Source organism: Sphingobacteruim zhuxiongii, from assembly GCF_009557615.1.
Classification (GTDB): domain Bacteria; phylum Bacteroidota; class Bacteroidia; order Sphingobacteriales; family Sphingobacteriaceae; genus Sphingobacterium; species Sphingobacterium zhuxiongii.
Window position 1 is genome coordinate 3,098,049 of the sequence record NZ_CP045652.1, and the last position, 12,428, is coordinate 3,110,476.

Annotated in this window: 10 protein-coding genes; 1 reads left to right on the top strand and 9 read right to left on the bottom strand. The window is 38.7% G+C overall.

All coding sequences use genetic code 11. The features are described 5' to 3' along the window. Positions 1–828: a DMT family transporter gene (locus GFH32_RS13085; protein ID WP_202111311.1), complete on the top strand. Its 828-nt coding sequence runs from the start codon at positions 1–3 to the stop codon at positions 826–828. A 69-nt stretch (positions 829–897) separates the two neighbouring features. On the opposite strand, the gene GFH32_RS13090 is transcribed toward GFH32_RS13085, so the two are convergent. From GFH32_RS13090 to GFH32_RS13130, 9 genes are all read right to left on the bottom strand, one after another. Then, on the bottom strand, positions 898–3,606 hold the full coding sequence (locus GFH32_RS13090) for a carboxypeptidase regulatory-like domain-containing protein (protein WP_228384135.1): 2,709 nt from the start codon (positions 3,604–3,606) through the stop codon (positions 898–900). Positions 3,607–3,691: 85 nt separating this feature from the next. After that, positions 3,692–5,164, bottom strand: coding sequence for a cardiolipin synthase (cls, locus tag GFH32_RS13095; RefSeq protein ID WP_153512023.1), 1,473 nt, complete (start codon positions 5,162–5,164; stop codon positions 3,692–3,694). Positions 5,165–5,329: 165 nt separating this feature from the next. After that, complete coding sequence (locus tag GFH32_RS13100; RefSeq protein ID WP_153512024.1) at positions 5,330–6,022, bottom strand: sulfite exporter TauE/SafE family protein; 693 nt, start codon at positions 6,020–6,022, stop codon at positions 5,330–5,332. Between the two features lie 3 nt (positions 6,023–6,025). Next, the gene (locus GFH32_RS13105) at positions 6,026–6,448 is read right to left on the bottom strand and encodes a FixH family protein (RefSeq protein ID WP_153512025.1); all 423 of its coding nucleotides are present in this window, start codon (positions 6,446–6,448) and stop codon (positions 6,026–6,028) included. A gap of 6 nt (positions 6,449–6,454) precedes the next feature. After that, complete coding sequence (ccoG, locus tag GFH32_RS13110) at positions 6,455–7,852, bottom strand: cytochrome c oxidase accessory protein CcoG (protein WP_153512026.1); 1,398 nt, start codon at positions 7,850–7,852, stop codon at positions 6,455–6,457. A 17-nt stretch (positions 7,853–7,869) separates the two neighbouring features. Beyond that, the gene (locus GFH32_RS13115) at positions 7,870–8,790 is read right to left on the bottom strand and encodes a cbb3-type cytochrome c oxidase N-terminal domain-containing protein (protein ID WP_228384136.1); all 921 of its coding nucleotides are present in this window, start codon (positions 8,788–8,790) and stop codon (positions 7,870–7,872) included. Between the two features lie 9 nt (positions 8,791–8,799). Continuing rightward, positions 8,800–8,985, bottom strand: a complete 186-nt coding sequence (locus tag GFH32_RS13120; protein WP_153512027.1) for a hypothetical protein — start codon at positions 8,983–8,985, stop codon at positions 8,800–8,802. Positions 8,986–9,011: 26 nt separating this feature from the next. Next, positions 9,012–11,159, bottom strand: coding sequence for a cytochrome-c oxidase, cbb3-type subunit I (gene ccoN, locus GFH32_RS13125; protein ID WP_153512028.1), 2,148 nt, complete (start codon positions 11,157–11,159; stop codon positions 9,012–9,014). 432 nt (positions 11,160–11,591) lie between these two features. Next, positions 11,592–12,329 carry a lytic transglycosylase domain-containing protein gene (locus GFH32_RS13130; RefSeq protein WP_153512029.1) on the bottom strand — a complete coding sequence of 246 codons (738 nt, stop codon included), beginning with the start codon at positions 12,327–12,329 and terminating at the stop codon, positions 11,592–11,594. Positions 12,330–12,428 lie beyond the last annotated feature (99 nt).

Genomic DNA, 12,428 nt, shown 5'->3' on the forward strand with positions numbered 1-12,428 from the left:
GTGGAAGAAAAAGATAGCATTAAATATATGCTGCTTGCGGGGCTATTCTTCGCCCTGATGAATGTATGTGTTAAGTATGTATCTCACATCCCAACACTCGAAGTTGTTTTCTTCCGATCGTTATTCAGTCTTATCGCCTCTTATGTTATTCTTAAAAGAGACAATATTCCAGTATTTGGAAATAATAAGCCATTACTAATTCTTCGAGGAATCGCAGGTTGCATTGGTTTAGTAGGATCTTTCTACACGCTGCAAAACATACCTTTAGCTTCCGCGGTGACGATAAACTATCTCTCTCCGTTTTTTACGGCAATACTTGGAATCTATATCGTAAAGCAACCCGTAAAGCCAATACGTTTTCTATATTTCGCAATTGCAATTATCGGCGTAATGATGCTGAAGGGATTTGACCCGCGAATTTCACCCTTAGATCTAATTATCGGATTAACCGCCGCATTGTTCTCTGGGCTAGCTTACAACATCATCTCCAAACTAAAAACGTCTGAGCACCCATTAGTTATCATCTTCTATTTCCCGCTTATTACCTTACCCTTTGTTACCGCTTACACCATATTGCAATGGCAAACTCCTATTGGATGGGATTGGGGAATACTATTATTGATTGGAATATTTACCCAAATCGCACAATATTATATGACCCTATCCTACCAAACTGCCAATCTTGCTAAAGTAGCTAGTCTAAATTATCTAGGTGTTGTCTACGCGCTAATATTTGGATATTTTTTATTTCAGGAAACATTCAGTCAATACGCAATACTTGGTTTTATTTTGATACTTGTTGCTGTTGTTCTAAACGTGAGAAAATAGAAATAAAAAAGGTTCGAAGCAGAACTTCGAACCTTTCAATATATTCAGCTAAAATTTAACTTTTAACGTCTATTTCACATTGTAATAGAAGACCTTGCGACCTACATTACCCTGAACATCATTCCCCTCTACAACGACTTTGTATTTCCCAGTACCGTCAGAATTATAGAACTCTAAGTCTATTTCTCCATTCTTACTAACTTGAATTTCTGGATTCCAGTAAACCGTTGTTCTATAGTCATTAATATTCTTGCTATCTGGAGTCGTGTATTTTGGTGTATAAAACACACGTTGTTTAACATATCCTAATGGGTGAAGATCAATTACATTTGATTTAGGAAGCATTGCCTCAATTTGCGCTGCAGTCATACGAGGTTGTTTCTTTTCCTTTTTCGTGATAATCGATACAACTCCATCATTCTGATAAATGTTACGAACAGTCCCTAAATCATCTCTTAAGAAGATTTCAATTCCTTCAATTTCCGAAACAGTAATTGAATTTAAGGAAGGTTCATCAATTGGCATACCGTTCAAAAAGAATTGAACCGGAACACGACTACCGGAGTTATAATTTCTTGTCACATAATACTTCAGGGTATTTACATCATAGGTAACCCCTGTTAAAAGCGTATTTAAACACATCGTAAGAACATTACAACCTTGAAGTCGAGAACCTTCAATACGATGGTCAGGCATTGAAAGTCCAGATAATGCAGAAAAATCTTTACTCGATTGTTTTTTCTCTTGAGTTGCTGTTACAACAACCTCATCAATCAAGATCGATGTACGAAATTCCTTCTTACTATTATCCAGATATGCCGACATGCTTTGATCTATATTCTGAATACCAGAACTAAAATAAGGGCTATTCTGATCTACCTCTGGATAGAATGTTTGATCCATATTGATGACAAGACTACGGAAGTTATCATTTCCACGCGCGTTGATTGTCGCTTTCAATGAATCTTGGAAAACAAGGTTTTCAAATTTAAACGCCCCATTCTTGTCAGTGTAAGTATCTTTCTTAATTGCTGCTCCTGGAATACTTAAAAATAGACCTCCATTAGGCTGCGGACGTCCAGTATTTAAGCGTAAAGTACCACTTAATGTAATACCTAATTCTGGCATAAAGCGCAAAGCTGGTAATTTACCTTGGACCAAATCCTTATAATCAAAGCGTCTGTACCCCTGAGTCATCATTAACGCATCAATAGCATCTTGTCTATTTGTATTCTTTTCGTTGAAGTAGTAATTAGGTTTCTCGACGTATCCTTTTAAATCAGACGTAAGCAACATACTACTCACGATAGTACGCTCATTATCCTCATTAAATGGAACCTTCGACTCATCGATTACGGAAACGGAGTAATTCCCAATCAAACTATCGATCGGACTATTAACATGAAGTTTCATCTTCACCAAGTCTTTCCGTGTATAACTGTCTTTATCTGTTTTCACCTGAATATCAATCAGTTTTTGAGGCTGTATAAAGACTAAACGTTCAGACATCGGTGCACCATCTGGCGACAATAAAGTCATCTGTACAATACCATTCGGCAGTTCCTTAATCGGAATTCGTACAGATACAGCAGCACTTTTCATTGATGCCTGCGCGGCATAAACTAAGTGTCCATTCAACTGTCCAAAAACATAGAATGGCTTATTTTGAATTTGCTGAAAATAACTGTCATTGGTCACAATTCCCAAGTTGATGAAATCACCTTCTTGTTTTACATAGACCAAATTTACCTTGTTATCCACGACAGCTGGTAAATCATATGTCTTTTGCTGACCATTTTCAAAATTAACATGCGCTTGATATTTCTCGCCGCTAACCGGAACAAAAGTAAAAGCACCCATACCAAGACCTAAATCTTCGAAAGTTGCAACCTCTTGCTTCTTACTGTCGATAATCTTACCTTTTACCTTTAAGCCTAAACCTGTTGAATTGACAGCCTTAAATGCAACTTTCTTGGAAATACCAGCTATTAAATCCCCTCCTTCAGGAAAAAATTGAACATCAGCTTCCCAAATTGCATTACGTAGAGGATATTGACCAACTAAAGTCTCTCCATCTTCCAATTTAATCACTAAGCGTCCATTCTGAAACTTCTCCTTTTCTTTCGTCGACAGGTTGACTGTCACGCGACCCAAAGCATCCGTTTCCGCTTTTCCTTTATCGAAAGGATCCCAACCGTCATTGGCTTCCCAACTCAACTTCTTGCGACTCAAAAGCTCGCCATTGCGATTCCTAAACTGAAGTACAGCCTTCGTCTTTGTCCCATCCGGTTCAAAGCTGATATCAGTGCCTAACTTCTTATTAATAGCATCGCCAATTGGAATAACCTTGTTGAAGAAGTAACCCATATCAAAATTCATCATCCACTTCGTATATGCTCGAACACGATAATTATCTTGGGACCAAAATTGCGGATCTAATACCAATTGTCCCTTTCCTGCTCCATCTTTCAATGGCACACGTAAAGTTTGCATTAAGGAGTCACGACTATTCAAGATCTCTACATAAGCAACCTTACTTGGATCATAATTGAATAGATTGGTATTCAGATAGGATTTGAACCACAGGGTATCCCCCACTGCATAGTATGGTTTATCGAAATGAAGGTGTATTTTTTCTACAGGATAAACTGTAAAGAACTTTTGCACATTCTCTACCGCGGTATTAATCGGAATTGCAGGTTTTTCTTGGGCCCTCGTGAAATTGGAAACAGCTAATAGGGTTATAATAAGGATAAGTATTCGATTTATTTTGCTCATTGATTCTTGAGTTTTTCAAAAAGCTAAATATATCTAATTTTTTAAAGAACATCCCCATATACACTGAAATTTAACAGTCTTTAGCCTATAGTAGGGGTGCCAATAAGCGACATAAAGAGTCTATTCCTCGCTTCCATGCTTTTCGCTTCTTCCAATCTTTAAGCGTCACTATTCTGCTATCCTGCTTATCTATTTCAAACTGTTCATCTAATTGCTCGCAAAAACGCTTATTCGAAATTGCTGCAGCGACTTCGTAGTTGATATAAAAACTACGGAAATCTAAGTTTACAGTACCCACATAGGCAATCTTCTTATCGATGACAGAAGTCTTCGCGTGAAGAAATCCCTTCTCATAAAGATAGACTTTTACGCCTCGTTCAAGCAACGGTTTTAAAAATGAGAAAGAAGCATGCTGCACAATCCAAGAATCCCCTGTAGCGGGAATCATTAATTCCACATTAACTCCTGCAGCAGCGGCAGTCTTCAGCGCAGTCGACAACTCTTCTGATGGTATGAAGTAGGGAGTCCAAAGCTTAATACTTTCATTAGCCTCGCCAATAGCTAGAAGCAGTGCCTCCATATTGAATGGCCCCATTGAACCTGGATCGCTGGAAACTAGGGCAACAGCGCTCAGCTGTTCTGCTACCACCGGCATATCCTTTAAATAACCGTCTTCCAAATTAAATGATTCGCCATCCGTCTGATTCCAGGAGTTCCAAAAACTAATTTGAAACATGGTACCAGCGTTCCCGACAACTTTCACTGATGTATCTCGCCAATACAAGCCGAAATTGTTCGGATTGCTATAACGATCAGAAATATTAATCCCGCCAATATAAGCTGTATAACCATCTATAACCGCAATTTTACGGTGATTCCGGTAATTGCTATTCGCTAAGGAAGTAAAAGTTACCGGCAGAAATGCTTGAAATTCAATTTTAGTCTCATTCTTTATCTTCCTCATATGCCGAACCAATTGAGGAGAGCCAAAACTATCGACTATAAGTCGCACCTTTACCCCCTCACTTGCTTTCTGTTCGAGGATATTCAAAACTTTCGTACCGATTTGATCTAAATCGAAAATATAGTATTCTAAGTGAATGGAATGGCTCGCGGACTCCAATGATTCCAAAAAATATTTAAACTTTTCTTCACCATTAACCAATAATGTAACCTCATTATTTAAGGTTGGTGATGAAAGGCGTTCGTTTTTGAGATAGGAATAGACGCGTGCAAAATCGCCTATTTTATTGTGAATATTTTGAATAGACCAAGTCATTAACGGTTCCAAGCGCTGAAATTCTTTTTTCAACCGCAAAGTTTGCTCTTGATTTAGGCGTTTGAGTTTTTTTACTTTTGAAAACTTCTGACCAAATAGATAATATAGAATCACACCGACTAATGGCAAAAAGACGATAACCATCACCCATGAGATAGTCTTCGTCGGATTACGGTTCTCTATAAGAATCGTGATTATTACACCGAGGTAAATAATAGATGAAGGCATCCATCCCCATTGCTCTAGAAATAAAATTACAGGCTGTATATATTCATTCATATGGATATTTCTCGTACTTAATTGGGAGTCCTCCAATTTAAACCAACACAGCTACCAAATGTTTGAGACCCAATAACAAGATAGAAAAGAAAAATCAATAGTAGAAATATAGCTCGTACCTGCTTCGGGAATGCTTCGAATAATAACGAAGCAGTAGAGTAAAAACTACGCGCAATTCATGGCGCCTTCCATATGTAGAAGAGGAGAAAGATAAGGGATATCCAAGTTAGCTCCGCGTAGAATAAACCACACGCCCATGAGGATAAAGAGAACCGGCAGTATGGAACTGAAGCCCTTTTTAAGAACCCGTTTAGGAAAATTCCCAACGAAGGAGAAAATTAACAATAGCGGCAATGTTCCTAATCCGAAGAGAACCATAAACATAAAGCTATTTTGGAGCGAACTCGCGTTGACTGCAGAAGCCAGCGCCATGTATACCATTCCACAGGGTAATACACCATTGAGAACGCCAGCAACAAAACTGCCGCCGGGACGATAGAGCCATTGCCCCATAAATCGAGCGAAAGGCTGTATTGCTTTCGACTGGAAACTAGCCAATTGCTTAGAATGCTTACCAAGCATGTAAAACAATCCTAAAGCCGTTAACACAATCCCCGTAACCAAGCTAAAGGCTTGTTGCCAACCTTGAACTGCTGCAGCATTCCCTATTAAACCTAGTAAGACACCTAGTAAGCCATAGGTCAAAATCCTACCAAATTGATATAGCAATTTATTGAATGTTGTCTTCCATGAAACAGCACTCCCGCCTTGAACGGCAATCAGTAAAGGTCCGCACATCACCGCACAGTGAATACTGCCTAAAAGGCCCATAAAAAATGCAAGGTAATGATAAGTCATGCCCTAATAGTAAACGTGCTGATCAATCAAATAGCTGTCGCCTGCACTAACCCAATCGATTTCGAGATTCCAATTTCCCTTTTTAAAGGTTGTTAAGGGTAATTTAAATAAATCTCCCTTAGTGGCAAATGGCAACGATATATCCAGTTTATTGTTATCTGGTCGCTTAAAATGTAATTGACCTTTATTATCTGCCGCAATAAATTGAATCAATAATGTATCTTGATTAATTCGAATCGTCGGCTTTGCGTGATTTCTATTCAAATTTTCTTTTTTACGATACGTCTCGTCATAATTAAGCCCGCGTTCGTAGTAATCGTCATCTTCCAGCGTATCGGTATTTTGAGAGACCATATAAACAGCCAAACCGACGATGAACAATATAAAGGCACCTAGGCCAAAAACTATTTTATATCCCCAATTCATTCCTTTTTATTTTGAAGGCGGAGCAATAAAGGTGGTCTTCATTGTTTCGATCACTTTACCCTCGGCCACGACATTCAATTTAATATTCGATTTGTATTCCTTTATACTTGATTTTTTAGCTATTAAGAATAAACTCAACTTAGCATTTCCCTCGCGTGGTAAATGAGAAATCGGATTTACAATTTGAATCTGTATATTCTTATCATCGCTTTCCAGCACATAATCAATATCCTTTGTAGTTTTATTGATGAGTTCTAAGGAATATAAATTTGTTACCGTTCCATCATCACGGAACTGATAGGTACTGCCTTTGGCTCGCAAAAGTCGTCCATCGACATCGGTACGACTAAAAATCATAGCACCAAAGATACCCATTAGCACGAGCAATATACAGGAATAGACAATTGCTCGCGTATTTCTTTTCTTTCCTTCAACAACAGTTTCTTTACCCTCAGCCTCAGCTTGTGTATAGAAACCGATTAAACGTTTAGGTTTATTTATCTTATCCATCACCGCGTCACAGGCGTCGATACATGCTGTACAAGAAACGCACTCTAACTGGGTTCCCTTTCGGATATCAATACCCGTTGGGCAAACATGGACACATAAGTTGCAATCGATACAATCGCCTCTAAATTCATCACTATTCTTACGAATCTTACCCCTAGGCTCGCCACGTGAAACATGATACGCCACGGTAACTGAGTTTTCATCTAATAATACGCCTTGCAATCGACCGTAAGGACAAATACGTGTACAAACGATTTCACGCACATAAGCGAATACAAAATAAAACACAAAGGTAAATGCCCATATGGAAGCGAAGCCTCCCAAATGTTGGTCTACAGGTTCTGTAATAATCTTTAGCAGCGCATCTACACCTATAATATAGGCTAAGAATAAATTCGAAATCAAAAAGGAAATCAGGATAAAGACAGCATGCTTCAAGATCTTTCGCCAGGCCTTTGCATCGGTATCTGGACCTTCGTTTAACTTCTTTTGTTTATTCCAGTCGCCTTCAATTAAATACTCGATCCTGCGAAAAATCAACTCCATAAATATGGTTTGCGGGCAAGTCCATCCACACCACACACGACCGTACACTGCTGTAAACAGAACGATACAAACCATGATGATAAGCATACCAAAGAGAAAGATGTGCATATCTTGCGGCAAGAAGATGTTTCCAAAGATGGAAAATTTACGTTCGATGATGTTAAACATCAGGAACGGATTGTCGTTTATTTTGACAAACGGTGCTACAAATAGAAAGAGCAGCAAAGAGTATCCAACAACCTGTCGATAATTGTAAAGCTTTCCGGCAGGCTTTTTCGCATAAACCCACTTTCTCTTCGATTTTTCTGGTTGATTGATATTTTCACTTCCCTTTGCTGCTACTTCCATGACTTGTAATATTTTATTTAATTTGTTGCTGTTGCTGCGCTATCTTGCGCTGCAGGTTCTGAAGAACCACCATCGGCTTGGTAACCTGCGACTTCTACACCTTCAGCTGCTTTTGGATTGGCAGGTTTGGTATCACGTAGCGTCACGATGTAGTTACTCACTTCAGCAATCTGAGCCGGTGTTAAGGTTTGCTCCCAAGGAACCATCCCTTTATCTGGCACTCCGTACTTCACCGTCTTGAAGATGTCTTTAATCTCTCCACCGTGAAGCCAAAATCTATCAGTCAAGTTCGGACCAATTGTACCCTCCCCTGCCTGACCATGACATGCTTGACAATTGGCAGTAAAAATAGCCTTGCCGTTTGCAGCCAATGTACCAGTTGCATCAATCTCAACCGTGTTTTCATCATAAGCATTTGCTGATTTAGATAAAAACTCTGCTTTCTCTATCTCCGCCTTCGCCATCTCTTTATCATATTCTTGATCTTGGTTAAGCCCAATTCCAAACACATGATAGATTAGTAAATAACCAACGGCAAAAACAACAGTTGAATAAAACAATGCATTAAACCATATTGGAATCGGATTATTTAACTCCGCAATTCCATCATATTCATGATCTTCAATTTTTAATGAATCTTCTTGTTCAATTGGCTTTAATCCAAGGAAATTATTCCATTTCTTTTGCCAAGCAACCTGCTTCGCAGATTTACGTTCTGCTTTCAAACGGGATTCCTCTTGAACAAGGTCCGGCATTGTAACCTTCAACATCGTACGTAATGCTCTATTAATCGTAACGGCTGAAAATAATACCGCGATCAACACAAGGAAAACCATGATATAGAAAATATCATTATATAAATTCCCCGTTCCCAATGTCTGTGGTACTGCTGCTGCAACTTCTGTAGCAACAGTATCTTGTAATATCATAGCAATCATAAGTCTTTTCTATTCGGGTAATTTATCTAATCCGTGATCTGACTCTTCCAACGGCAATCCTTTCATGTAGTCCACAAAATTCTTTTTCATCGTGAATAACATCACACTAACGAGGATAAAAAAACCAAGGAAGATGCATAGGGAGACGATTAAGTAAATCTCATCGCCATTTAAGTTTGTTATTTGCTTAAACATAATATGTCCTTTTTTTATGTTTGCTATTAATTATTCTTATCAATTTCCGCCGATTGCGTCTCCTCTTTCGGAGCCGACTTGATATCAGTTCCTAAACGTTGTAGGTAGGCAATCATCGCTATGATTTCCTTTGTCGGTTCTACTTCAACCTGATTTGCTGCTAAATCTTTAGCGATTACAAGCGCCTGCGCATCTGCATCTGCAACAGCATTGTTAATCTCAGCATCCGTATAAGGGACCCCTAGATTACGCATTACACGCATTTTACCAGTTAAATATTTAGTCTCTAAATCTTGATTGATTAACCAAGGATATTGAGGCATTATACTACCTGGAGAAGTAATAGTTGGATCTAACATATGGTCATAGTGCCATTTATTAGGATATTTTCCTCCAATACGATGTAAATCTGGACCTGTACGTTTTGATCCCCATAAGAATGGACGGTCATAAACGAACTCTCCAGCCTTACTATATTCACCATAACGTGCAGTCTCTGATCGGAACGGACGAATAGTTTGTGAGTGACAATTCACACATCCTTCTCGGATATATAAGTCACGACCTTGAAGTTCTAATGCGGTATATGGTTTTACCGAGCTAATTTTAGGAACGTTGCTACTTACCGTGAATGTTGGGATCATTTCAACGATACCACCAATTAATATGGCAAGTAAAGCCATCACTAAGAATAATAGTGGCTTACGCTCTAAACGACGGTGTTGAGAACGTTCTGTTACATGAACAGGCTCTAAAGCAGGTGCTTCTGCAGGTTCGTTCGCAACAAGTGTTCCTTGTTTTACTGTTTTAATTAAGTTGTAGGTCATTAAAATCACACCTACTAGGTACATCAAACCTCCGGCAGCACGCATCATGTGCATCGGTAGAATTTCCAATGTGGTCGCTAGGAAGTTAGGGTATTTCAATACACCTTCAGGAGTAAAGTCTTTCCACATTAATCCTTGTACAACCGCTGCCCAATACATCGGAATCGCATAGAATAAAATTCCTAATGTACCGATCCAGAAGTGGGTATTTGCTAATTTCTTAGAGTATAGGTTAGTTTTGTAAATTCTTGGGAACAACCAATAAAGTACCGCAAACGTCATAAATCCGTTCCATCCTAATGCACCAATGTGTACGTGCGCTGGAATCCAATCGGTAAAGTGTGCGATAGCATTTACTTGTTTTAAGGATAATAATGGACCTTCTAGGGTTGCCATACCATAACATGTCAAAGCAACGACCATGAATTTCAACATCGGCTCTGTACGAACTTTGTCCCATGCGCCGCGAAGCGTCAACAATCCATTGATCATACCACCCCAACTTGGAGCAATTAACATAATCGAGAAAACGACTCCCAATGATTGAACCCAACTTGGTAAAGATGTATACAATAAGTGGTGAGGTCCTGCCCAAATGTAGATGAAAATTAAGGACCAAAAGTGAAGGATACTTAATTTATAAGAATATACAGGGCGGTTAGCCATTTTAGGTAGGAAGTAGTACATCATCCCTAAGAATGGTGTTGTCAAAAAGAATGCAACAGCATTGTGTCCATACCACCATTGCACTAATGCATCTTGAACGCCGGAATACACATAATAGCTCTTCCAGAAACTTACTGGTACCTGAATGGAGTTGACGATGTGTAAAACAGCAACGGTTACGAAAGTGGCGATATAAAACCAAATAGCCACATACATGTGACGTTCTCTACGTTTGATGATAGTACCAAACATATTGATTCCGAACACTACCCAGATTACTGTTAGGAAAATATCGATAGGCAATTCCAACTCAGCATATTCGTGAGATGAAGTAATACCTAACGGAAGTGTAATCGCTGCGGCAACAATAACCAATTGCCAGCCCCAAAAATGAATTTTACTTAGGACATCGCTAAACATTCTTGCTTTCAGTACGCGTTGCATTGAATAATAAGCCCCCATAAAGATGGCGTTACCAACAAAGGCAAAAATTACTGCATTGGTGTGCAAGGGTCGGATACGACCAAAGGTTGTAAATTGGGTTCCGAAATTCAGTTCCGGCCATACTAGCTGCAAAGCTATTAATAGACCCACCGTCATTCCGATGATTCCCCATGTTACAGTTGCGATTCCAAAATCTCTGACAATCTTGTTGTCATAATTAAATTGCTCTACCTGCATTATTCTATTAAATTAAGTTAACCTGATTCAAAGGTACCCCTAACCACATGACATTCGAATGATAAACCGAAGCACTAAAATGTGATATGCATCACAATTGAAAGCTTGTACTCAGAAAATTTTAATAAAGTGCGATAATCGAATCGCCGGAATTGCAAGATGTCTATTTGTCAATTGGCTAGTAAAAGAAACTAGTTGTTATTTTTTATCTCATTAAACAATCTATTTTCTTATTAACATGAAATTTACAAAATATTCTAAAGCTTTTAAAGAGCCATTACTTTAATTAGCATATTTCTGTCAATACAGGGAGTTAAGACAACAGGGGTAAATAAGATTATCCCTATAAAATATGGCTAGTACAGACAAAAAAAAGGGACGTCATTTTCGACATCCCTTTCTTCAAATATTTTAGGTATTATTTTATCTCTACTAACTTGTTTCCAAAATAGTTTTCATAGAGATGATTTTATAAACGTACGCTGCGGTTTCTGCATTAAGCTTCAGGTCGTAATAATTGTCTTTTCCTTGTCTTCTTAACGAAGAACGAAGACTCCCCCCACCAACATTGTAAGCTGCTGCTGCTAATGTCCAATCGCCAAATTCATCATGTAGTGATTTTAAATATTTCGCGGCAGCATGAGTCGATTTAACAAGATCAAGACGCTCGTCTACATTGCCGTCAACACGCAATCCATAAAGTCTCGCGGTAGCCGGCATAAATTGCCAATAACCTCCAGCACCTTTATGTGATGTCGTAGATGGGCTCAAACTGCTTTCTACAACAGCAATATACTTGAAGTCTTCTGGTATACCGTAACTCTTCAGGATTTTAGCGATACGAGGGAGCAATTTGTCCGCTTTCTTGTGAATGTTATTCGAAGGCTTCTTTAAATAGGCAAACTTACTAAGGTATTTATCTAAGCGTTGTCTAAAAAAGCCCTTCTCATGTGGGATCTCTTCGTTTGCAAAGGAGATTTGACTATAGAAATCATCCTTGGAATTCTTTTTTGATAACTCCTCGGTCTCAATAACCTTGGAAATCATCGACTGATCTAGGGCCTTTCTAAAAGGATCAGTCATGGACTCTGGTTGTGGATTCGAGTATAGTTTCGACAGTAACATAACAGTCAAAAGCATACTACTACATAATACTCTTTTTTTTATCATTCATTCCCTTACTGCTACCCTATCCACGATACAAAATCGATCAAAAAATAGCTTGGTTTAAAAAACAGCCTCAAAGATACGGCAAAACAGCACTATGAA

Coding starts and splice junctions, on each gene's coding strand:
- GFH32_RS13120 (WP_153512027.1), bottom strand. CDS start 8,985: ATGTTTAAGCAAATAACAAACTTAAATGGCGATGAGATTTACTTAATC.
- GFH32_RS13115 (WP_228384136.1), bottom strand. CDS start 8,790: ATGATTGCTATGATATTACAAGATACTGTTGCTACAGAAGTTGCAGCA.
- GFH32_RS13100 (WP_153512024.1), bottom strand. CDS start 6,022: ATGACTTATCATTACCTTGCATTTTTTATGGGCCTTTTAGGCAGTATT.
- GFH32_RS13105 (WP_153512025.1), bottom strand. CDS start 6,448: ATGAATTGGGGATATAAAATAGTTTTTGGCCTAGGTGCCTTTATATTG.
- GFH32_RS13090 (WP_228384135.1), bottom strand. CDS start 3,606: ATGAGCAAAATAAATCGAATACTTATCCTTATTATAACCCTATTAGCT.
- ccoN (WP_153512028.1), bottom strand. CDS start 11,159: ATGCAGGTAGAGCAATTTAATTATGACAACAAGATTGTCAGAGATTTT.
- GFH32_RS13130 (WP_153512029.1), bottom strand. CDS start 12,329: ATGATAAAAAAAAGAGTATTATGTAGTAGTATGCTTTTGACTGTTATG.
- cls (WP_153512023.1), bottom strand. CDS start 5,164: ATGAATGAATATATACAGCCTGTAATTTTATTTCTAGAGCAATGGGGA.
- ccoG (WP_153512026.1), bottom strand. CDS start 7,852: ATGGAAGTAGCAGCAAAGGGAAGTGAAAATATCAATCAACCAGAAAAA.